Genomic DNA, 20,192 nt, shown 5'->3' with positions numbered 1-20,192 from the left:
TTGATTGTCTCGTATTTTTACCGGAACAGGTCGGTTGTGTCACTCGTTCCCGCGAATAGACCTTCGTTATTTTATAGGGGTACATCGATAGGTACACGTATGTCACAAGATGGCAATAACGTCTCGCGGCGTCGGTTCCTGACGGCCGCGGGGACCGCCGCGGCGACGGCCGCGCTCGCGGGTTGTTCCGGCGGCGGCGGCGAGGACACCACCACCGAATCCGGCGAGACGACCGGCGAGGGCGAGACGGACCAGACCGAGCAGACCGAAGACGACGGTTCGGCGTCGGTCCTTCGCTACGGTCGCGGCAGTCACTCGCCGACGCTCGACTTCCAGAACAGCACGAGCGGCGAGGTCGCCAAGGTGACCGAACAGCTCTACGACACGCTCATCAACTTCGAGCCGGGGCAGTCCACGCTGACGCAGGGGCTCGCCACCGAGTACTCCCTCGAGGGCCAGTCGGCCTCCATCACGCTCCGCGAGGGCGTGACGTTCCACAACGGCGAGGAGTTCACGGCGGAGGACTTCGTGGCGACCTATCGCCGCTTCGTCGACAGCGACTACGAGTACTACGCCGGCGACGACTACGTCTCGGCGTACGGGCCGTTCACCCTCGGCTCGTGGATCGACGAGATTCAGGTCGACGGCGACTACTCGATGACGATTCAGCTGACCCAGTCGTACGCGCCGTTCCTGCGTAACCTGGCGATGTTCGCGGCGGCGGTCCACTCCCTCGCCGCAATCGAGGAGTACGGCACCGACCTCAGTTCGAACCCGGTCGGCACGGGTCCGTTCCAGCTGAGCAACCTCGACGACGCGAACGAACTCATCCGCCTCGAAGCCAACCCCGACTACTGGGGCGACGGCCCGAACGTGGACGAGGTCGTCTTCGTCACCATCGGCCAGAACTCGACGCGCGCCCAGTCGCTCGCGTCGGGCGAACTCGACATCATCGACGGGCTCGGCGCGCAGTCGTCCGTCCAGGTCGAGAACGCCAGCAACGCGAACCTCGTCCGCACCGAGGGTATCAACATCGGCTACATGGCGTTCAACATGGCGAGCCGCGAGGAGTTCCGCGACCGCCGCGTCCGGCAGGCCGTCAGCCACGCCATCAACACCGAGGCCATCGTCAACGAGATTTACTCGGGCTTCGCGACGCAGGCGAGCCAGCCGCTCCCGCCGAACGTCCTCGGTCACAACGACGACATCGACCCGTACCCGTACGACCCCGAAGAGGCCCAGCGCCTCCTCGAAGAGGCCGGCTACGGCGACGGCTTCTCGTTCGAACTGGCGACGTTCCAGAACCCCCGCGGCTACAACCCGTCGCCGATTCAGACCGCCGAGACCGTCGCGTCCAACCTCGGCGACATCGGCATCGAGGTCGACATCAACCAGCAGTCGTTCGGTCCGTTCCTCGAATACACCGCCCAGGGCCGCCACGACGCGTGTTTCCTCGGCTGGTACACCGACAACGCCGACCCGGACAACTTCATGTACGTCCTCCTGCACCCGCAGGTAGAGGAGGGCGAACTCACGGAGGGACAGGACTGGGTCAGCTTCGACGCCGAAGGCTACAACACCAGTAACCGCTCGGCGTGGGCGAACCGCGAGTACATGGACCTCGTCGAACAGGGTCAGAGCACCTACGACGAGGCCGAGCGCGAGTCGCTGTACAACGAGGCGAACCAGATCGCACACGACGAGGCCCCGTGGGTCTACCTCGACTACGCGGACGAGCTTCGCGGCGTCTCCAACCGCGTCAGCGGGTTCCAGGTCGCCGCCATCAGCGGTCCGTACCTCAACCTCGTCAGCCTGAACTGAGGCACTGACCGCCTTCGACTTTCATGATTTCCACACGATTCGTACTCAAGCGGCTGCTGTTGCTCGTCCCCGTACTGGTGGGAGTGGCGTCGCTCGTCTTCTCAATCCTGCACCTCTCGCCGGGCGACCCGGCGCTCACCATCGCGGGCGAGCGCGCCAGCGAGGAGTTCGTCCGGCAGGTCGAAGAGAGCCTCGGCCTGAACGACCCAATCTGGGTGCAGTACGGGCGATTCCTCGCCGACGCCGCGCAGTTCCAGTTCGGCGAGTCCTTCATCATCCAGCGGAACACCCCGGTCCGCGAGGTGCTCGCCAACAAACTGCCGGTCACGCTCGAACTCGCTCTCTACGGCCAGCTCATCGGTATCTCGCTGGGCATCCCGCTCGGCATCCTGAGCGCCGTCAAGCAGGACAGCATCACGGACCACCTGACCCGCATCGGCGCGCTCGCCGGCATCAGCGTGCCCATCTTCTGGAGCGGTCCGCTTCTCATCCTGCTGTTCGCGCAGATGCTCGGGTGGCTCCCGACGAGCGGCCGTATCTCGGTCCTCTACAACGTCGAGGCCATCCGGGTGACGGGGCTCGTCACGGTCGACACGCTCCTCGCGGGCAACTGGGACATGTTCGTCTCCGCGGTCCGCCACATGATTCTCCCGGCGTCGGTCATCGGCGTCTACTCGATGGCGCTCATCTCCCGGATGATGCGCTCGTCGATGCTGGAGGTCATCCGTCAGGACTACATGCGGACCGCCCGCGCGAAGGGCCAAGGCGCGAAGATAACGGTCCTGAAACACGGCTTCCGCAACGCGATGATTCCCGTCATCACGGTCATCGGCATCCAGTTCGGTGGCCTGCTCGGCGGCGCAGTACTCACGGAGACGGTGTTCGCCATCGGCGGCATCGGGACGCTCCTGGTCGAGGCCATCAAGGTCGGCGACTACCCCATCGTGCAGGGGACGGTCCTGACGTTCGCGTTCCTGTTCACGCTGGTCAACCTCGGCGTCGACGTCACCTACTCCGTCCTTGACCCGAGGATCGAACAATGAGCACGGAAACCACGACCACGAACGAGACGTCGACCGACGTCGACCAGCGCGGGCTCGTCGACCGCCTCACGGCGTCGCCGTTCGTCTCCCGCCTGCTGTCGAACCGCCTCGCGCTCGCCGGCATCGCCATCATCGTGGCGATGGTGGTCATCGCGCTGTACGCGCGGCTGTTCTTGGACCTCGACGTCATCACGCAGTCGCAACTCGGGACGAACCCGAACCGCGCGCCGCCGAGTCTCGACTTCCCCTTCGGGACCGACGGACAGGCCCGGAGCCTCCTGCCGCGGGTGGCGTACGGCGCGTGGTACGCGATGCTGTTCGGCACCGTCACGGTCGCCGCCTCGACCGTCCTCGGCGTCGGTCTCGGCATCATCGCGGCCTACTACGGCGACGTGACCGACAACGTCATCATGCGGACGATGGACGTGCTTCTCGCGTTCCCGTCGCTCCTGTTGGCGCTGGCGCTCGTCGCCATCTTCCCCGACGACCTCGGGCTGTGGCGGGCGGTCGCCGCGCTGACGCTCGTCTACACGCCGCGGTTCGCCCGCGTCGTCCGCGGGGCCGCGCTGACCGTGCTCGAAAACGAGTACATCGACGCGACGGTCGCGCTCGGCGCGGCCGACCCGCGCGTGCTGGTTCGGCACGTCCTGCCGAACTGCCTCGCGCCCATCACGGTCCAGAGCACGCTCAACTTCGGACTGGCTATCATCGACCTCGCGGCGCTGTCGTTCCTCGGCTTCGGTGCCGCGGCCGGCACGCCCTCGTGGGGCCTCATGCTCTCGAACGGCGTGAGTCAGGGCCTGCTCACCGGCGTCTGGTGGTGGTCGTTCTTCCCCGGGTTCTTCCTCGCGCTCACCGTGCTGGGGTTCAACCTCCTCGGCGACGGCATGCGCGACGCGCTCGACCCGCGGATGCGCGAAGCGGTCGACTGACCGCCCGTGTCAGCGCCACCGGAGCCGGGGGACGCGGATGCGGACGCGCGTCCCGCGCTCGAACGGGCGGCGGTTCGGTTCCGCCCCGTCGGCACCGCGGCCCTCGCGGGCGCGCTCGTCGCCGCCGTCTGGCTGGCCGCTCGGCTGGTCGTCGGTGACCTCTCGGCGAGCGTCGAGACGACGTTCGCGCTCGGCTCGCTCGCGTTCGGGTTCGGCCTCCTCGGGTGGTCCGGGGCGGTCGCGCTCGGCCGCGGCATCGAGTCGATGCAGGCGCACCTCGACACCGGAACGGGCTGGACGGAAGCGGACGCTCGGCGGGCGATGGCCCGGATTCTCGGGTTCGGACTCGGCGTGATGCTCGGGGCGACGGCGGTCGGTTCCGCCGTCTCTGCGTTCGTCGCCGCCGCCTGAGCCGGCCGAACGAAGACTCGGCGTCAGGCCTTCGGCAGTCGAAGCTCGATAACCGTCCCGTGCGGCTCGTTGTCCACGATTTCCATCGAGCCGTTGCTGTTCGTCACGGCCCAGCGGACGAACCAGAGTCCGAGCCCGTTCGTGTGCCGAAGCGGCGACTCCCGACCGGAGTTGAGCGATTCGCGTTCGAGCGACGGAATCCCCGGTCCGTCGTCGGCGACGCGGATGACGACCTGCTCCGGGCCGTCGTCCTCGCTGACCGAGAGTTCGATTTTGACCTCGTCGCCGCCGTAGACGACCGCGTTGTCGATGAGTTCGTTCACCGCGAGTTCGAACGTCTCGTGGGCGCACGCTCGCGTGTCCGCCGGCGAGTCGACGGTGATGGTCGCGTCGGGGTAGCTGAGCCGAGCGCCCTCGACCACGTTGCGGACGCAGTCGGCGACGTTCTGCGGTCGCACTCGCTCTGTCACGTCGGGGTCGAGCGCGGAACTGAACTTCCGGGCCGTCTCGGCGAGCGAGAGCAGTTCGCTCGTCGCCCGCTCGATTGCCGCCGCCGACTCGCGCACGTCGCCGTCGTCGGTCCGCTCTAGCACCATCATCGCGTGCGCCTGCGCGATGTTCATCTTGTTCCGGAGGTTGTGTCTGATGACGCGGTCGAGGACCGAGAGCCGGCGTTCGTGCTCTTGGAGTTCGGTCACGTCGCGGCCGACGCAGACGATGCCATCGAACTCGCCGTCCGACGATTTCGACGCGATGGTCGTCTGGAACTTCCGCTCGGCACCGGTTTGGTCGACGACGACCGTCTCGATACTCTCTTCGACGCTCTCTCCGGCGAGAAGCGACGCGATGGCTTCCAAGAGCGCTTGAGAGTGTCGCTCGCCGAACATCGCCGAGACGTGTTCGCCGACGAGGTCGTCGGGGTCACAGCCCAGCAGGTCGGCGGTCGCGCTGTTCGCGAGGACGAACCGAAGGTTGTCGTCGAGCGTGTAAATCGGGTCGGCGGTCGTCTCGACGATGCGCTCGTAGCGCTCCAGTTCCTTCGAGCGGGCCTTCCGCTCGGTGATGTCTTGGACGGTTCCCCGGAAGACGGGGCCGTCGGTTTCCGGCGTCGTGACGCCGCGGACGTTCACCCAACGCACCTCGCCGTCCGTCGTCACCAGCCGGCACTCGACCGACTGCTCTTCGCCGGTCGCAACGAGGCGCTCGAACGCCGCTCTGACCTCGGGTTCGTCTTCGGAATGGTAGAACGAAAACGCCTCTTCGAGGTCGAACGTCTCCCCCGAGTCGACGCCGACGAGTTCGGCGAGCCCGCTCGTGAACAGGACGTCTCCGGTCCGTGTGTTGACCTCCCACGCACCGACCGAGGCGATTCGCTGGCTCTGGTCGAACAGGTCGAGCAATCGCTCGCGCTCGCGCACCTGTTGCTTCTGTGCTGTCAAGTCCTCGATGGCGGCGATCACGCCGATTCGCTCTCCCCCGCTTCCGGTCAGGGGGGCGGCGTTGACGACGAGCCATCGGCGCTCGTCGGCGACGTCGATACCGTGTTCGTAGCCTCTGACTATCTCACCGGTCTCTCGAACCCGGTCGAAGGGGAGGTCCTCGCGGCCGAGCGGGTTCCCCCACTCGTCGACGAGGTCCCACTCGGGCGCGTCGTACGGCTGTCCGAGTACGACCGACCGCCGCAGACCGAGAATCCGGTGGGCCGCCTCGTTGGCGCGCACGATGACCTCGTCTTCGTTGAGGACCGCGATGCCGACCGGGCTCGTCTCGAAGAGCTGTTTGAGCGTCTGCGTCTCGTGGACGAGTTGGTTCCTGAGCGCGTGGCGGACGGTCGCGTCGGTCTGGAACCCGACGAAGTGGGTGAGCTCGCCGTCGTCGTACACCGGCGATATCTTCAGTTCGTTCCAGAACGGCGTCCCGTCCTTCCGGTAGTTGGTGAGACTGACCGCGGCGCTCTCACCGTTTTCGACCGCCTCGCGAAGCGTCTCGACCGGCTCGGAGTCGGTTTCGGCCCCCTGTAGGAATCGGCAGTTCCGGCCGACTGCCTCCTGTCGGTCGTAGCCGGTCATCTCCTCGAAGGCGTCGTTGACGTACGTGAGCGGTTGGTCGCCGTCGGCCTCGGTGATGGTGATGCCGACGGTCGCGCTGTCCATCGCGCGGCGGTACAGCGCGAGTTGGAGCGACTGCCGTCGGGTCTGGAGGAGCGACTCGACCCGCGACCGGATGACCGCGCTCGGCGCGGGCACCGCGAGCACGTCGTCGGGAACGTCGCTGAGGCGTCGCGCGGCGACGCGCTGTTCGTCTTGTTCGACCGTCAACACGACTGGCAGGAAGCGGTCGCCCGCGTCCGATTTGCGCGCTTCGAGGTCGGCGGCGACGGCGGGGTAGGTCGCCATGTCGACGATACAGAGGTCGAACTCCGGGAGTGGGGGTCCGTCCTCGCGGCCGCGCTCCCAGACGACGACCTCGTACGCGTCGAGGAGGTCCGCCAGTAGCTCGCGGTCGCGAGCGCCGCGAACTGCGAGGAGTATCCGTTCCTCGCCGGACGCGTCACGCGCGGAACGTGCTCCGTTCCGGGACGCGTCGTCGCGCACGGTCACTCAGCCTCGTTCCACGTCGGCGTGCCCGTGAGGATGCCTCGAAGCTCGTCGAGCGGTTCGCCGACGGTGATGCCGTCCGTCCCGATTTCGAACGACCGGAGCGTCGGTTCGAAGCCCCCGAACCGCTTTTTGAGGACGCCGACGGCCTTGCGAATCTCGCCGCGAACCTCGATGTAGCGAATGAACAGGATGTTGTCCGCGAGGTAGCTCACGTGGTTGTCCGAGGCGTGGAACGCGCCGGTGACCTGCTGTACCTCCTCGGTCAACACGACGGTGACGCCCATGTTCTTGAGGTACCGCGCCAGCGCGTGGAGTTCGCGGCGGATGTCGCTTCGCTCGTCGGTGAGGCTGAGTTGGTAGCCGGCGGTGCCGTCTATCAGCACGAATTTCGTGTCGTTGGCCTCGACCTCGGCGCGCACCCGCTGGGCGAACTCGTCGGTCGAAAGCGAGAGCGGTTCGACCGCATCGACCCGGAGACCACCCGCCTCGATGAGGTCGTCTATCGGGATGCCGATGGACTCAGAGCGGTGTCGGAAGCTCCGTTTGCTTTCCTCGAAGAGATAGACTGCGGCGCGCTCGCCGCGTTCGGCCGTCGCCCGCGCGAAGGCGGCCCCGGTGGTGGACTTGCCGACGCCGCTCGGGCCGCTGACGAGCGTGATGCTCCCCCGCTCGATGCCGCCGCCGAGCAGGGCGTCGAGGTCGTCGATACCCGACGAGAGCGGCTCGATAGTGAACTCGCGGTGGTGCGAGTCGGGGACGAGCCGCGGGAAGACGCGCATCCCGTGACCGCCGTCGATTCGCATGCCGTGCGGCCCCGTCTGAGAGTCCGACCCGCGGAACTTCTCGATGCGGACCGACCGCCCCCAATCGGACCGAGACAGCGATATCGAGCCGTCACAGAGGTACGCGAGCGTCTCGTCGGTGCCGCCGCTCGACGGCTGGCTCGTGAACAGCGTCGTCGCACCCGACTGCTTGAGGTAGCTCAGGAGCGACGAGACGAGCCGGCGGAACTGGTATCTGTCCGACGAGAGGCGACCGAGTTGGCTCAGCGGGTCGATGACGACTCTGTCGGGGTCGTGTTCCTCGATTGCCTCCCGGAGTTCGTTCGCCGTCGACTTCCCTTCGACCTCGCCCGGCGACAGCATCGTGTAGGCCTCGTCGTCGAGGAACGCCTCGGGCGACGGCCCCAAGTCGAGAATGGGAACCTCGGAGAGGTCGAATCCGAGCGTCTCGGCGTTCGCCCGGAGGTCGGCGTCCGACTCCTCGAAGGAGATGAAAAGCACGTCCTCGTCGTTTTCGCGTCCGGCGGTCAGGAAGTGGTAGCCGACGATGGTCTTTCCCGCCCCCGATTCCCCGCGGACCATGTACGTCCGGTTCGGCACCAGCCCGCCGTCCAGTACCGCGTCGAGTCCGGATATTCCCGTGGAGAGCCGCGGGGGGAGATTCGTCATGCCCTACACATCTGTCCGGCGGACCAAGAAACTACCACCGTCTCGAACTGCCACGCCCCGGAACAGCACGCCTCAGTGGGGTGTCGGAACGAGAGCGGGCGTTCGGGGAGCCGTGGTGTTCGGTCGGTGGAGTGCGTCCGACGAAACTCAGGCGGCCTCGGCCTGCGTCGCGGTCTTTCGAATCTCGTCGAGGACGGAGTCGAGAGCGAGCACGTCGGACAGCGCCTCCATCGCGCTGGAGAAGGGGACGTCGAGCGCGTAGCTGTAGTAGTTCCCGCGCGAACCGGTGCGGTTCTCCTCGGCCGAGAGGATGCCGAGCATCCGGAGGTCCGAGAGGTGGTTGTGGACCGACCGCTGGGCGAGCGGGTCGATGCCGGCGGAGTTACACAGCCGGAGGTACTCCTGATAGAGGTCGCGCATCCGACACGGCGTCTCGTCGTGGGCGGCCTTCGAGACGACCGCGAGGAGCGCGAAGTGGCCGTTTTCGGTGAGTTCGCGCATCCCTTCGACGACGCGCTCCTGTTCGAGTTTCTGCCGGGCGATGTCGACGTGGTCGAGCGTGATTCGCTCGTCGTCTTTGTTCTCGGCGTGTTCGCCCGCCAGTCGCAGGAGGTCAAGCGCCTGTCGCGCGCTCCCGCTGTCGCGGGCGGCGAGCGCCGCACAGAGGTTCAACACGCCCTCCTCGCAGGCGTCCTCTGCGATGGCGACCTCCGCGCGCGATTCGAGGATGTTCTGGAGTTCGGGCGCTTGGTACGGCGGGAAGTGGAGTTCGCGCTCGCAGAGGGTGTCCTGCACGCGCGGGTCGAGCTGGTCGTGGAACTTGAAGTCGTTCGAGATGCCGATGAGGCCGACCTTGGCGTCTTCGAGCTTGCCGTTCGAGCGCGCCCGCGGGAGTTCGTAGAGGAGTTCGTCGCGGTCGCCGATAGAATCGACTTCGTCGAGGACGATGAGCACCGTCCCGCCCACGTCGTCCAACTCCTGAAACAGCTTCTTGAAGACGGTCTGTTGGGGGTAGCCGGTCGAGCTAATCTCCGCGCCCGGCGGTCGAAGCTCGTTGACGAGTTCGACCGCCACCTGGTACGAGGAGTTGAGGGTCTTGCAGTTGATGGAGATGACGCTGAGGTCCACGTCGTCGTACTGCGAGACGTCTTCGAGGAGCATTTCGAGGAGGAACTCGGTGACCGCGGTCTTCCCCACGCCGGTGTTGCCGTACAGGAAGACGTTGTTCGGCTCCCAGCCGTCGACGACCGGTTGGAGCGCGTCCATGTACTCCGAAATCTCGTCGTCGCGCTCCTCGATGCGCTCGGGCTTGTAGGACTCCCCGAGGGCGTCCTTGTTGGTGAAGACGTTTTGTTTTCGCTCGAACCGGCGCATTAGCGTCGGTCCGTTGTAGCGTCCCCTTATTTAAAACCCCGATTTCATCTGATTCATGTGAATTGCGGCGGTGGTGTCGGTGGGTGATGGGCGGCGTGTTCTCGTCTCGACTCGTCGTCTCTCGAATGTCTCTTGCTACCGCGTATCGTGGTCCGTGTGAACTCGTTTGAACAGACACACACCACTGTTGCAAGTGAACGAGAGTACGCGAGAGTGACTAGTAGAACAACAGAGCATGCGTTCAACTAAAGCGTTGACATGAACCGGCGCTCACGATGCGAGTCCCGGCCAGACGAGTCTGCGGCGAGCGGCGCGTAGGCGACCTGAAACAGGAAGAATCACCTGCAACGGTGGTGGGTGGTGCGGAACGGGTCCCGTTCGCGGTTCACTTGCACCGGTGCTCTCCCCGCGCAGTCGCCGGTGCCACCCCCTCCGCGGCGTCGCCGCGCTTCACGTGCAACGGTGGTGTCTGTGGGTGCGCCCCGACACCTCGCTCCACGCCAATTCACTTGCAAACGTGGTGTGTGGGTGTCGAGCCCCGACTTTCGTCCGCCACACGGACGAGTAGTTCACTTGTCGGAGTGGTCTGTCCGGCCGCGTCGTCTGCGGACCTTCGTGTGGCACCACCGACACAGCGCGACCGACACAGCGCGACCGACGCTCTGCTCGACTCGGCTGGTCGGCGGGATGACAGTCGTCCCTCCGACGACCGCTCCGTCCCTCGAAATGTCTTTACCCCGGTTACTGTTACCTACTCCCGTGGACCGTTCCGCCCTCCGCGCGCTCGCGCTCGCCCTCCTCGCGGTCGTCGCCCTCTCCGTCGTCGCCGCCACCATCGACTCGACCGTCGTCGCCAGCGGCGGCCCGATAGGCTTCGGTGGCGGCGAGACCGGCGGCGCAGTCGCCGGAGACACGGACCGAACCGGCGTCCAACCGACCGGCGGTTCGTCCGGCAGTCTCAGCATCCCGACGCCGTGTCTCCCGTGGTTGCTCTCGCCCGGAATCCTCGCGGCCGTCGCCCTCGTCTTCGTCCTCCTCGGCGCGTACGCCTACCGCGAGACCGGTTCTCTGCTCCCGCCGCTCGCCATCTTCGCGGCGGTCGGACCGCCGGTCGTCCTGCTTTTCGCCCTCCTCACGGCGTGTCGCCGCGACTTTTCGTTTTCGTCTCGCGCCGCGGCCGCCGCGCGGAACGTCTCGTTTCTCCCCGCCGGCGGCGGTGGCAGTCTCGGCGGCGGTGGCGCGGCCCAGAGCGTTTCACCGCCCACAGTGCTGTTCGGCCTCCTGCTCGCGGCCGCGCTCGTCGTCGCGGTGTTCATGCTCGTGACGGGGACCGGCGACTCCCCCGCGGCCGACGACGACGTCGCCCCGGCCGTCGAGGACGAGGGGCCGACCGTCGCCGCCGTCGGCCGCGCCGCCGGGGCCGCGGCTCAGCGCATCGAGGACGGCGACGCCGACGTGGAAAACGAGGTGTTCCGCGCGTGGGGCGAGATGACCGCGCTCCTCGACGTGCCGAACCGCCGCGCCGCGACGCCCGCCGAGTTCGCCGACTCGGCCGTCGCCGCCGGCATGGACCGCGACGACGTGAGCGCCCTGACGACGCTGTTCGAGGAAGTCCGCTACGGCGGCTTCGAGGCGACGTCGGCGCGCGAGCGCCGGGCCGTCGACGCGCTCAGGAACATCGAAGACGCCTACGCCGATTCGACGGAGGCCGACCGGTGACGCTGACGCGTCGGCTGTTCTTACTCGTCGGCGTCGTCGCCACCGTCGCGGGGCTCGCCGTCGTCGCCGGCGTCTCGCTCGGCCTCGAACTGACGGACGTCTTCCTCGGCCTCGTCGGGGCGCTGGCGGCGATTCAGGGGCTTCGGTACGTCCAGCGCCGCCGCGACACGACCCCGAACACGACGGTCACCGGCGACCCGGAAGCGCGGATTTCGGTCCCGATGCCCGGCTCCGACTTCGACGACGACCTCGTGTCGGCGGCGGGTCGGCGAACCCGTTGGGCCGCCCGCGAGCGCGTCGTCGACCGCCTCGAAGCGCGGGCCAAAGGGGCGCTCGTCGCCCGCGGCGGTCGCGCCCCCGAGGAAGCGGCCGCGCTCCTCGAAACCGGCGGGTGGACCGACGACCCGGTCGCCGCGCGCTTTCTCGGCGCGTCCGTCTCGATTCCGCTCCGACAGCGCGTCCGCCTGTTTCTGTCCGGCCGGTCGTCGCTCGCCGACCGCGCCGAGCGGACCGTCGCCGCGATAGAGCGAGTCGGCACCGCCGACGACCCCGCGGGTGAGCGACGATGAGCCGCGGCTTCGACACCGAGCGCTGGACCGGCCTCGACGGTCTCGTCCTCGTCGCGGCCGCCGCCGGCGTGTTCACCCGCGAGCCGTCGCTCCTCCTCGCGGCCGGCCTCGGCGTCGTCGTCCTCGCCTACGTCCGGGTCGCGTCGATTCCCGAGGTGTCGCTCCGCGTCGAGCGCGACCTCTCCGACGCGACGCCCGACCCCGACGACGAGGTCGAGGTCACGCTCCGCGTCACCAACGAGGGGCCGCGGACGCTGTTCGACCTCCGCGTCGTCGACGGCGTGCCGCCGGCGCTCGGCGTCGCCGACGGACCCGCCCGACTGGGGACGGCGCTTCGACCGGGCGCGACCGCCACCGCGACCTACACCGTCACGGCCGTCCGCGGCGAGCACGCGTGGGGCGAGACGGTCGTCGTCGTCCGCGACCCGAGCGGGGCCGTCGAGTCCCGCGAGACCGTCGACGCCGAGACGACGCTCCGGTGTGAGCCGGAACTCGCCGCGACCGCCGACCTGCCGCTCCGCGGCCTCACCTCGAAGTACGCCGGGCGCGTCGAGACCGACGTGCCGGGGTCGGGACTGGAGTTCGCCTCCATCCGCGAGTACCGCCACGGCGACCCGATTCGGCGCATCGACTGGAACCGCCGCGCCCGCACGGGCGAACTCGCCACGGTGGAGTTCAGAGAGGAGCGCGCCGCGGCCGTCGTGCTCGTCGTCGACACCCGCGCGGAGGCGCACGTCGCCCCCGACGGCGGGGCCGAGACCGCGGTCGAGCGCTCCGTGGACGCCGCGAGCGTCGCCTTCTCGGCGCTCCTCGACGGCGGCGACAGCGTCGGCGTCGCGGCGTTCGGCCCCGACGAGTGCTGGCTCGCCCCCTCGTCGGGCGTCGACCACCGCACTCGTGCCCGCCGGTTGTTCGCCACTCACCCGGCGTTCGCGCCGACGCCGCCGGACGGGGCCTTTTTCCCCTCCGTCGCCCTCCGACGGCTCCGTCGGCGGCTCGCCAGCGACGCGCAGGTCGTCTTCTGCTCGCCGCTCGTGGACGACTACGCGGTCTCGGTCGCCCGCCGGTTGGAGGCCTACGGCCACGCCGTGACGGTCGTCTCCCCGGACCCGACGACGACCGCGACCGTCGGCGCGCGACTCGCACGTATCGAGCGCGACCTGCGGCTCCGCGAACTCCGGCGGAGCGGCGTCCGCGTCGTCGACTGGGGTGACGAACCGCTCGGCGTCGCGCTCGCGCGGGCCGAAGCGGGGTGGTCGCGGTGAGCGAAATCACCCGCAAGCCGACTCGGCCGGGGACCGCGATGGCGCTGTCGGCCGCCGGATTCGCCGTCCTCGCGCTCGGCTTCACCACGTCGACGGCGGCGGTCGGCGGTCTCGCCGCGACGGTCGCGCTCGCCGCCGGACTGGTCCGGGGCTCGCGGCGCATCGTCGACGCCGCGGGCGGGCTGTTTTTCCTCTCGCTCCTCTTCGCGGGCGCGAGCGGGGCCGGGACGGAGGCGCTGTTGCTCGCCGCGGTCGGGTCGATACTCGCGTGGGACCTCGCCGACAACGCGCGCTCCGTCGGCGACCACCTCGGCCGCGAGACCGACACGCTCCGGCTCGAACTCGTCCACGCGGCGGCGACGCTCGTCGTGCTCGCGGTCGGCGCGGCCGTCGTCTACGGCGCTGACCGGGCGGCCGCCGGCGGCCAGCCAATCACGGCCGTCGTCTTACTCCTCGTCGGCGTCGTCGCGCTCGTGGCGGTCGTCGGGCGCTGAGGCGCTGAAACATTCGCCCCGCCCTCCCCCTACTCCAGCGTCGGCACGGTCACCCGACCGAGCACGTCGTCGACGACGTCCGATTTCCGCACGTCTTCGACCCGCGCGTCCGGCGTCAGGACGAGGCGGTGGGCGAGCACGGACTGCGCGACGCGTTTCACGTCGTCGGGCGTGACGAACTCGCGGCCCTCGATGACGGCGCGGGCGCGAGTCGCCTCGAACAGTCGCTGGGTCCCGCGGGGCGAGACGCCGATGCGGACCCGCCGGTCGGTGCGGGTCTCCCGCGCGAGTTTCGCCATGTATTCGAGCAGGTCGTCTTCGACGCGGACCGACTCGGGCGCGCGGCGGACGGCGGCGACGGCGTCGCGGTCGAGGACGCGCTCGACGCTCGGGCTCTGTTCGCTCCGGCCGGCGCGCCGGTGGAGGAGTTCGACCTCGCCGTCGAGGTCGGGATAGCCGATGGCCGACTTCACGACGAACCGGTCGACCTGCGCCTCGGGCAGGGTGAACGTCCCCTCCTGTTCGACGGGGTTCTGCGTGGCGATGACGAAGAACGGTTTCGGAAGCTGGTGGGTCTCGCCGTCGACGGTCACCTGTCCCTCTTCCATCGCTTCGAGGAGCGCGGCCTGCGTCTTCGGCGGCGCGCGGTTGATTTCGTCGGCGAGGACGACGTTGGCGAAGATGGGGCCGGGCGAGAACTCGAAGCTCCGCTCGCGCTCGTCGTAGATGTTCGTCCCGGTCACGTCGGCCGGAAGGAGGTCCGGGGTGAACTGCACGCGGGAGAACGACAGCCCGAGCGCGGTGGCGACGCTCCGCGCGGTGAGTGTCTTCCCGGTTCCCGGAACGTCTTCGAGGAGGACGTGACCGCGGGCGAGGACGCCCGTCAGGACGGTTTCGAGGAAGGCTCGGTCGGCGATGACGGCCTCCGAGACGGCGTCGAGCACCTCGTCGCACGTCTCGCTGGCCGTGTCGATGTCCATACACCTCTCGGGTCTGCGCGCGACTTATTCCCGTTGGTCGGTGGGGTTGGGTCGGTCGGTCGGTCGGTCGCCCGTCGTCCGTCGCCGACCTCGCCCGCTCCCGGTTCCTCCCGGTGCAGACCCGCCGACCGCACCCATGTCACTCCCCGCCGCGGCCCTCGGAAATCGAAACGGATTAAACTATCCGCGAGAGAGACAACGATGGAAGCCGAGGTAGCCTAGCCCGGCCAAGGCGGTAGATTCGAAATCTACTGTCCATTCGGACACGTGAGTTCAAATCTCACCCTCGGCGCTTCTCGCGGCCACAATGTTCTGAGCGGCGCGTCTGGTCGCGCCGCGACTCCGTGGCCGCGTGTACGACTCCTGAGATTTGAATCAAGGAGCGACCGCACGGGAGCGACTGCGGTTCAAATCTCACCCTCGGCGCTTCTTCCGAACGTCACCCCGCGAGAGACGTTCATGTCTCTCGCCCCGCGTGACGAGGATGTGCGACGACCCGAGATTTGAACCAGCGAGCGAACGCAGTGAGCGAGTGAGGTTCAAATCTCACCCTCGGCGCTTTTCCGCGGCCACAACATTTCGAGCGGCGCGTCTCGTCGCGCCACCGTGTCACTCCTCGATATCTTCTCTCGACTCCCACTTTCCCCAGTGAACGAGTTCGCTCGTGTCGATGCGCTCGCGCCAGCCCTCCTGTTGGAGAACCGGCTTCTCCGGGAAGCCGTCCTCGGGATAGCCGACGCAGAGATACGCAATCGGCTCGACGTGGTGCGGAATGCCGAGCACCTCGCGGAGTTCGTGTGGATAGAGAAACGACACCCAGCCGACGCCGACGCCCTCGGCCCGCGCGGCCAGCCAGAGGTTCTGCACCGCGAGACACGTCGAGTAGGCGTCCATCGCCTGCATGGTGTTGCGCCCGAGGACGTGCGGCGCGTCGCGGGTCGGGTCGCACGTGACGCAGATGTTCACCGGGGCGTCGGTGATGCCCTCCAGCTTCAGTCGGCCGAACTCCGATTTTCGGGGCTCTCGATAGCCCTCACGGGCCGCCGCAATCGCCCGCTCCGCGATGGACGCGACGGCCGCCTTCGTCTCGTCGTCCTCGACGACCACGAAGTCCCACGGTTGTGAGAAGCCGACGCTCGGGGCGTGATGCGCGGCGTCGAGCAGTCGCGCCAGCGTCTCCTCGGACACCGGGTCGTCGCCGAACCGCCGGATGTCCCGCCGCGCGTATATCGACTTGTACACGCCCGCCCGCTCGCGCTCCGTGAATGCAACCATCATTTCGATAGTTCAGACTGGCTTGCAAATCGGTTCTGATACGCCCGACGGACCGCGCTTCGCCTGTCGAAAGAGTTACTAATCAGACATGAATGACGGACCGTATGGACGCCACGCACAAATACAAACTCGACGTCATCATCTCCCTCCTGTTTTTGCTCTTGCTCATCGAGAGTTACCGGGTTGCCGGCTACTTCGGCGCAGCGTTCGTCGTGGTCGTCACCGTCATTCTCGTCCTCCCCGGTCCCGACTAGCCGAGTTGACGGGTGGAGTGAGTGCCGCCGTTACACGTGACTAGTGAGTCTTCCGCACGGGGCCTCGCTGTCCCTCGATTTCACTTTCACTCTCCTAGGATTCGATACATATCCCCTGCCCGCGTCAGCGATGGTATGAGTGCGAACGTAGCAAGCGCGGACACGAGCGAACGGGGCGGGACGCGACGCATCGACGTGACGACGGTCCGGACCGGCCGCGTCGCCGACTTCGCCGAGACGGAACTCGGCGACGACGCTATCGGGTTCGAGCGCCGGGGCGGCTGGACGTACCTCGTCGCCAAAGAGACGCAGTAACTCGGAGAAACTGGGGTCTCAGAGCGAAATCGGCCGTCCGCGAGAAAGGGAGCGAACGCGGACGCGACAGGGTCGTTTTCTCAGTCGTCGGCCGACGCGGGCGTCGGCGACGTGTGGTTCGGCGCGAGCAGTCGGTCGAGCGCGTTCACCATCGCCTGGACGCTCGCCCGCGTGATGTCGGCGTGCGAAGCGGCGACGGTGACGCTCCGGTCGCCGAGCGACATCGTCACCTCGACGGTCACGACGGCGTCGGTGCCGCCGGTGATGGCGTCGACGTGGTACTCGTCGAGTTGGGCGTCAGCGTCGGGGCCGAGCGCCTCGCGGACGGCCTTCACCGCGGCGTCGACCGGGCCGGACCCCGGTGCCCGAGGCGACGCGTTCCTCGTCCTCGACGCGGAGGCGGACGCTCGCGGTCGGCGTGCCGCCGCCCGAGGCGGCCGTGAGGTCGAGCAGTTCGACCTGTCGGGCGCGCTCGCGGCCCTGTACGTCCTCTGCGAACGCGAGGAGGTCGGCGTCGGTGACGCGCTTGCCGCGGTCGCCGAGTTCCTTCACGCGCTCGACGACGGCCGCGACCTCCTCGTCGGTGGCGTCGACGCCGTGTTCCTCCAGCGCGGCCTTGACGCCGGCGCGGCCGGCGTGCTTCCCGAGGACGAGGCGGCGCTCGCGGCCGACCGTCTCCGGCGGGTACGGCTCGTACATCGCGTCGTCCTTGAGCGTCCCGTCGGTGTGGATGCCGCTTTCGTGCGTGAACGCGTTCTGGCCGACGACCGCCTTGTTCGGCGGGAGCGCGACGCCCGTGGCCTGTGCGACCTTCTGGGCGAGCGCGTACAGTTCGTCGAGCTTCACCGTCTCGACGTCGTAGCAGTGGTCGAGCGCGATGGCGACCTCTTCGAGCGCGACGTTGCCGGCGCGTTCGCCGATGCCGTTGACCGTGGTGTGGACGAGGTCCGCGCCCGCGGCGAGGCTGGCGTGGACGTTCGCCATCGCGAGGCCGAGGTCGTCGTGGGTGTGCGTCGAGGTCGGACCCAACTCGGCGAGTCGGGAGACGACCTCGTAGGTGTGTTCGGGGCTCGTGTGGCCGACCGTGTCGGCGAAACAGAAGCGGTCGGCACCGGCGTCGTGGCTGGCGCGGGCGAGCGATTCGAGGAACTCCGGGGCGGCCCGCGAGCCGTCCTCGCCGATGACCTCGACCCAGAGGCCGTGGTCCTTGGCGTAGGCGACGAGCTCGTCGGTCGTCTCGACGACGTCCTCGCGGGTCGTCCCGACCTTCGACTCGACGTGTCGGTCGCTCGCCGGGACGACGAGCGTGATGCCGTCGACGTCGCAGTCGAGCGCGAGGTCGACGTCGTTCTTGACGCCGCGGGCGAAACTCGTCACCGTCGCGTCGAGGCCGAGCGACGTGACGCGCTTTATCGTCTCGCGCTCGCCGGGGCCGGTGCAGGCGCTTCCGGCCTCGATGTAATCGACTTCGGCGCGGTCGAGCGCCTGGGCGATGTCGGCCTTCTGGGCCGGCGTCAGGGAGACGCCGGGGGCCTGTTCGCCGTCGCGGAGCGTGGTGTCTAAGAGCTGTACTGAATCAGAAGTGCGTAGCTCGGGGGTCTTCCCGAATCGTTCGTTCACGGTAGAATCGTGTCCTTGTGGGTTAGAACCGTCGAATTTCACAGCCAGCCGTCTCGCGACGACTTACTCTATCCTCCGTCGGTGTGGTAGGTTCCGACATAGTAGTTGAACACATTTGTCGATGAAGGGATAAAAGAGATGGTTCCGACAGAAATTGGTGTCTCTCCGGGGACCGCGCTGGACGGGCGTTGATTCGAGACCGGCGAGTCACTCCGATATCTCGACTAAGTCGCCGGGTTCGACGCCGTCGGCCGCGCCCGCGGGGAGTTCGATGATGGTGTCGGCCATGCCGAAGCCGATGCCCGTCCACGCCGACAGCCGCTTTTTCTTCGTCACCTCGTCGCCGACGAGCCAGAGCGCGTCGATGTCGAAGGGGACGAACACCATGTGGAGGCTGTGGCGGTCGGCGTCGTCGAACCGGAAGACGAGGGCGTAGTCGTCCGGCACGGAGCCGCGGAACATCAGCCCGCGCGCCTGCGAGAGAAACGAGTCGGCCGTCTCGACGTTCGACGCGAGGGTCGATTGGTCTCCGTTCTGTCGGTGAACGAGTCTCACGGGGCCGGCTTCGACGGCGGACGTGATGAAACCACCGCCGAGACGGCGGGCCGTCCGCCGCCGAGAGCAACGTTTAGGCTTGCCCCGCCCCGAACGCGCCCCATGGAGCGGACGCCGACAGGGACGCCCGTGGGGGTCGACGACCCCTACGACCACGCCGGCCGTTGCGACCACCTCACGAGCGACGGCGCGTGCCGGCTCGCCCGCGAGTACGCCGACCGCGACCCGGCGTTCGCCCGCGAGCGCGCCCGAGCGGACTACGACTGCGTCGCGGCCGCCGAGGGCTGTGACTTCCGCGACTGCCCGCACTACGCCTCGACGACGAGCGGCCGCGAATGCGTCCGGTGCGGCCTCGAAGAGGTCCGCATGGCCCACGACTCGACCGCCCGCCCGCTCCTCGAAGCGCACCACCTCTCGTACGGCGGCCGCGACGGTGACGGTGCCCACGGTGGCGGTGACAGTGACGGCGACGGCGACGGCGACAAGCCCTCTCACGAAATCACCGTCGCGCTCTGTCGGTGGTGTCACACGAAGGTCCACAAGTCGTTCGCGCGCATCGACGACGACGCCTCGCCCGACGTCGAGGCACTCGCCGAGCGGGAGGGTCGTCGGACGAAGGAACTCGACGAACTCGGGTTTCAGACGGCGCGGGACCGCGCCGGCGACGAGTGAATCGCGACCCGACTGTCCCTGACGCGCCAATCTGATGCACGGATACGCGTATCTCGACCACTCTTCGATTGACTTTTAGGCACGGTGGTCCAATCCGGGACATGACCCGCATCGTCGTCATCGACAACCACGGGCAGTTCACCCACCTCGAACGGCGCGCGCTCCGCGACCTCGGCGTCGACACCGAACTCGTCGACAACGACACCGACCCCGCGGACATCGACGCGGACGGCATCGTCCTCTCCGGCGGCCCCGACATGGACCGCATCGGCCGCTGTCCCGACTACCTCGACCTCGACGTGCCCGTCTTGGGCATCTGTCTCGGCATGCAGATTCTCGCGGAAGAACTCGACGGTCGCGTCGGCTCCGGCGACTACGGCGGCTACGCCGACGTGGACGTGGAAATCCTCGACGAGGACGACCCCCTTATCGGCTCGCTCGCCCCCGAGACCCGCGTCTGGGCCAGCCACGCCGACGAGGTCAAGGAGGTCCCCGAGGGCTTCACGCACACCGCCACGAGCGACGTGTGCACCATCGAGGCCATGAGCGACACCGACCGCGACCTCTACGGCGTCCAGTGGCACCCGGAAGTCGCCCACACCGACGAGGGCGAGGAAGTGTTCGAGAACTTCATCGACATCTGCGAGCGGTAATCGAGAGCTGAGCGGTCGGCCGTCTTCGACGCGACCGCGACCGCGTTCTCCGCGGTGACTCGTCGCGTTCTCTCCTGTCGCCGCACTCACTTCTCCTGTCGCCGCCGCGGAAAACCGCACTCCGGCGACACGACGCGCTCTCTTTCATGGTCGTTTCCCGGAATCAAGCCGAGACATTTACCGGCCTCC

18 protein-coding genes, 1 tRNA gene and 1 pseudogene are annotated in these 20,192 nt (G+C 68.0%); 13 read left to right on the top strand and 7 right to left on the bottom strand.

Annotated elements, in window-relative coordinates; translation table 11 throughout:
* The first annotated feature begins 99 nt into the window (after window positions 1-99).
* From C438_RS14260 to C438_RS14245, 4 genes are read left to right on the top strand one after another with little or no spacing between them, the layout of a single operon-like run.
* Window positions 100-1,821 carry an ABC transporter substrate-binding protein gene (locus C438_RS14260; RefSeq protein WP_004970258.1) on the top strand — a complete coding sequence of 574 codons (1,722 nt, stop codon included), beginning with the start codon at window positions 100-102 and terminating at the stop codon, window positions 1,819-1,821.
* 23 nt (window positions 1,822-1,844) lie between these two features.
* Entirely contained in the window at window positions 1,845-2,864 is a 1,020-nt protein-coding gene (locus tag C438_RS14255; RefSeq protein WP_004970255.1) for an ABC transporter permease, read from the top strand.
* Window positions 2,861-3,796 carry an ABC transporter permease gene (locus C438_RS14250; protein ID WP_004970252.1) on the top strand — a complete coding sequence of 312 codons (936 nt, stop codon included), beginning with the start codon at window positions 2,861-2,863 and terminating at the stop codon, window positions 3,794-3,796. The genes C438_RS14255 and C438_RS14250 overlap by 4 nt, the downstream gene beginning before the upstream one ends.
* 6 nt (window positions 3,797-3,802) lie before the next feature.
* Window positions 3,803-4,207, top strand: a complete 405-nt coding sequence (locus C438_RS14245) for a DUF7268 family protein (RefSeq protein ID WP_004970249.1) — start codon at window positions 3,803-3,805, stop codon at window positions 4,205-4,207.
* Window positions 4,208-4,230: 23 nt separating this feature from the next.
* Here C438_RS14245 and C438_RS14240 read toward each other — a convergent pair whose 3' ends face one another.
* The 3 genes from C438_RS14240 to C438_RS14230 form a co-directional block, all read right to left on the bottom strand.
* Complete coding sequence (locus C438_RS14240; protein ID WP_004970246.1) at window positions 4,231-6,807, bottom strand: PAS domain S-box protein; 2,577 nt, start codon at window positions 6,805-6,807, stop codon at window positions 4,231-4,233.
* A complete protein-coding gene (locus C438_RS14235) occupies window positions 6,804-8,258 on the bottom strand; it encodes an ATPase domain-containing protein (protein WP_004970244.1) in 1,455 nt (484 codons plus the stop codon). Before C438_RS14235 ends, C438_RS14240 begins: the two co-directional genes overlap by 4 nt.
* 147 nt (window positions 8,259-8,405) lie before the next feature.
* Entirely contained in the window at window positions 8,406-9,632 is a 1,227-nt protein-coding gene (locus tag C438_RS14230; RefSeq protein WP_004065096.1) for an orc1/cdc6 family replication initiation protein, read from the bottom strand.
* A gap of 759 nt (window positions 9,633-10,391) precedes the next feature.
* On the opposite strand from C438_RS14230, the gene C438_RS14225 reads away from it, so the two are divergent.
* From C438_RS14225 to C438_RS14210, 4 genes are read left to right on the top strand one after another with little or no spacing between them, the layout of a single operon-like run.
* Window positions 10,392-11,351 carry a DUF4129 domain-containing protein gene (locus tag C438_RS14225; RefSeq protein ID WP_004970242.1) on the top strand — a complete coding sequence of 320 codons (960 nt, stop codon included), beginning with the start codon at window positions 10,392-10,394 and terminating at the stop codon, window positions 11,349-11,351.
* Window positions 11,348-11,920: a DUF7269 family protein gene (locus tag C438_RS14220; RefSeq protein ID WP_004970240.1), complete on the top strand. Its 573-nt coding sequence runs from the start codon at window positions 11,348-11,350 to the stop codon at window positions 11,918-11,920. Before C438_RS14225 ends, C438_RS14220 begins: the two co-directional genes overlap by 4 nt.
* Window positions 11,917-13,185: a DUF58 domain-containing protein gene (locus tag C438_RS14215; RefSeq protein ID WP_004970238.1), complete on the top strand. Its 1,269-nt coding sequence runs from the start codon at window positions 11,917-11,919 to the stop codon at window positions 13,183-13,185. Before C438_RS14220 ends, C438_RS14215 begins: the two co-directional genes overlap by 4 nt.
* The gene (locus C438_RS14210; protein ID WP_004970237.1) at window positions 13,173-13,679 is read left to right on the top strand and encodes a DUF7519 family protein; all 507 of its coding nucleotides are present in this window, start codon (window positions 13,173-13,175) and stop codon (window positions 13,677-13,679) included. Before C438_RS14215 ends, C438_RS14210 begins: the two co-directional genes overlap by 13 nt.
* A gap of 29 nt (window positions 13,680-13,708) precedes the next feature.
* Here the strand turns inward: C438_RS14210 and C438_RS14205 are convergent, their stop codons facing one another.
* Window positions 13,709-14,659 carry an AAA family ATPase gene (locus C438_RS14205; protein WP_004970235.1) on the bottom strand — a complete coding sequence of 317 codons (951 nt, stop codon included), beginning with the start codon at window positions 14,657-14,659 and terminating at the stop codon, window positions 13,709-13,711.
* A 207-nt stretch (window positions 14,660-14,866) separates the two neighbouring features.
* Here C438_RS14205 and C438_RS14200 point away from each other — a divergent pair.
* Window positions 14,867-14,951: transfer RNA gene (locus C438_RS14200), tRNA-Ser, on the top strand.
* A gap of 317 nt (window positions 14,952-15,268) precedes the next feature.
* Here the strand turns inward: C438_RS14200 and bluB are convergent.
* Window positions 15,269-15,934: a 5,6-dimethylbenzimidazole synthase gene (bluB, locus tag C438_RS14195; RefSeq protein WP_004970233.1), complete on the bottom strand. Its 666-nt coding sequence runs from the start codon at window positions 15,932-15,934 to the stop codon at window positions 15,269-15,271.
* Window positions 15,935-16,038: 104 nt separating this feature from the next.
* Between bluB and C438_RS19755 the strand changes: the two genes are divergently transcribed.
* Window positions 16,039-16,188 (top strand): hypothetical protein, encoded by a 150-nt coding sequence (locus C438_RS19755; RefSeq protein WP_167321099.1) that lies wholly within the window; start codon window positions 16,039-16,041, stop codon window positions 16,186-16,188.
* Between the two features lie 135 nt (window positions 16,189-16,323).
* Window positions 16,324-16,503, top strand: a complete 180-nt coding sequence (locus tag C438_RS14190; RefSeq protein WP_004970228.1) for a hypothetical protein — start codon at window positions 16,324-16,326, stop codon at window positions 16,501-16,503.
* Window positions 16,504-16,583: 80 nt separating this feature from the next.
* Here C438_RS14190 and C438_RS14185 read toward each other — a convergent pair.
* Window positions 16,584-18,123, bottom strand: a pseudogene (locus C438_RS14185) ((R)-citramalate synthase).
* Window positions 18,124-18,330: 207 nt separating this feature from the next.
* Entirely contained in the window at window positions 18,331-18,678 is a 348-nt protein-coding gene (locus C438_RS14180; protein ID WP_004970226.1) for a DUF192 domain-containing protein, read from the bottom strand.
* A gap of 102 nt (window positions 18,679-18,780) precedes the next feature.
* On the opposite strand from C438_RS14180, the gene C438_RS14175 reads away from it, so the two are divergent.
* Both C438_RS14175 and C438_RS14170 read left to right on the top strand, forming a co-directional pair.
* Complete coding sequence (locus C438_RS14175; RefSeq protein WP_004970225.1) at window positions 18,781-19,350, top strand: DUF7097 family protein; 570 nt, start codon at window positions 18,781-18,783, stop codon at window positions 19,348-19,350.
* Window positions 19,351-19,451: 101 nt separating this feature from the next.
* Window positions 19,452-20,003 carry a GMP synthase subunit A gene (locus C438_RS14170; protein WP_004970223.1) on the top strand — a complete coding sequence of 184 codons (552 nt, stop codon included), beginning with the start codon at window positions 19,452-19,454 and terminating at the stop codon, window positions 20,001-20,003.
* Window positions 20,004-20,192 lie beyond the last annotated feature (189 nt).

The sequence above is a fragment of the Haloferax denitrificans ATCC 35960 genome (assembly GCF_000337795.1).
Taxonomy (GTDB): Archaea; Halobacteriota; Halobacteria; order Halobacteriales; family Haloferacaceae; genus Haloferax; species Haloferax denitrificans.
This window is presented reverse-complemented; position numbering and strand designations above follow the sequence as displayed.

Excerpts from the sequence above, each read along its gene's own strand:
- C438_RS14260 (WP_004970258.1), top strand. The coding sequence starts at position 100 with ATGTCACAAGATGGCAATAACGTCTCGCGGCGTCGGTTCCTGACGGCC.
- C438_RS14255 (WP_004970255.1), top strand. The coding sequence starts at position 1,845 with ATGATTTCCACACGATTCGTACTCAAGCGGCTGCTGTTGCTCGTCCCC.
- C438_RS14250 (WP_004970252.1), top strand. The coding sequence starts at position 2,861 with ATGAGCACGGAAACCACGACCACGAACGAGACGTCGACCGACGTCGAC.
- C438_RS14235 (WP_004970244.1), bottom strand. The coding sequence starts at position 8,258 with ATGACGAATCTCCCCCCGCGGCTCTCCACGGGAATATCCGGACTCGAC.
- C438_RS14230 (WP_004065096.1), bottom strand. The coding sequence starts at position 9,632 with ATGCGCCGGTTCGAGCGAAAACAAAACGTCTTCACCAACAAGGACGCC.
- C438_RS14215 (WP_004970238.1), top strand. The coding sequence starts at position 11,917 with ATGAGCCGCGGCTTCGACACCGAGCGCTGGACCGGCCTCGACGGTCTC.
- C438_RS14205 (WP_004970235.1), bottom strand. The coding sequence starts at position 14,659 with ATGGACATCGACACGGCCAGCGAGACGTGCGACGAGGTGCTCGACGCC.
- bluB (WP_004970233.1), bottom strand. The coding sequence starts at position 15,934 with ATGGTTGCATTCACGGAGCGCGAGCGGGCGGGCGTGTACAAGTCGATA.
- C438_RS19755 (WP_167321099.1), top strand. The coding sequence starts at position 16,039 with ATGGACGCCACGCACAAATACAAACTCGACGTCATCATCTCCCTCCTG.
- C438_RS14190 (WP_004970228.1), top strand. The coding sequence starts at position 16,324 with ATGAGTGCGAACGTAGCAAGCGCGGACACGAGCGAACGGGGCGGGACG.
- C438_RS14175 (WP_004970225.1), top strand. The coding sequence starts at position 18,781 with ATGGAGCGGACGCCGACAGGGACGCCCGTGGGGGTCGACGACCCCTAC.
- C438_RS14170 (WP_004970223.1), top strand. The coding sequence starts at position 19,452 with ATGACCCGCATCGTCGTCATCGACAACCACGGGCAGTTCACCCACCTC.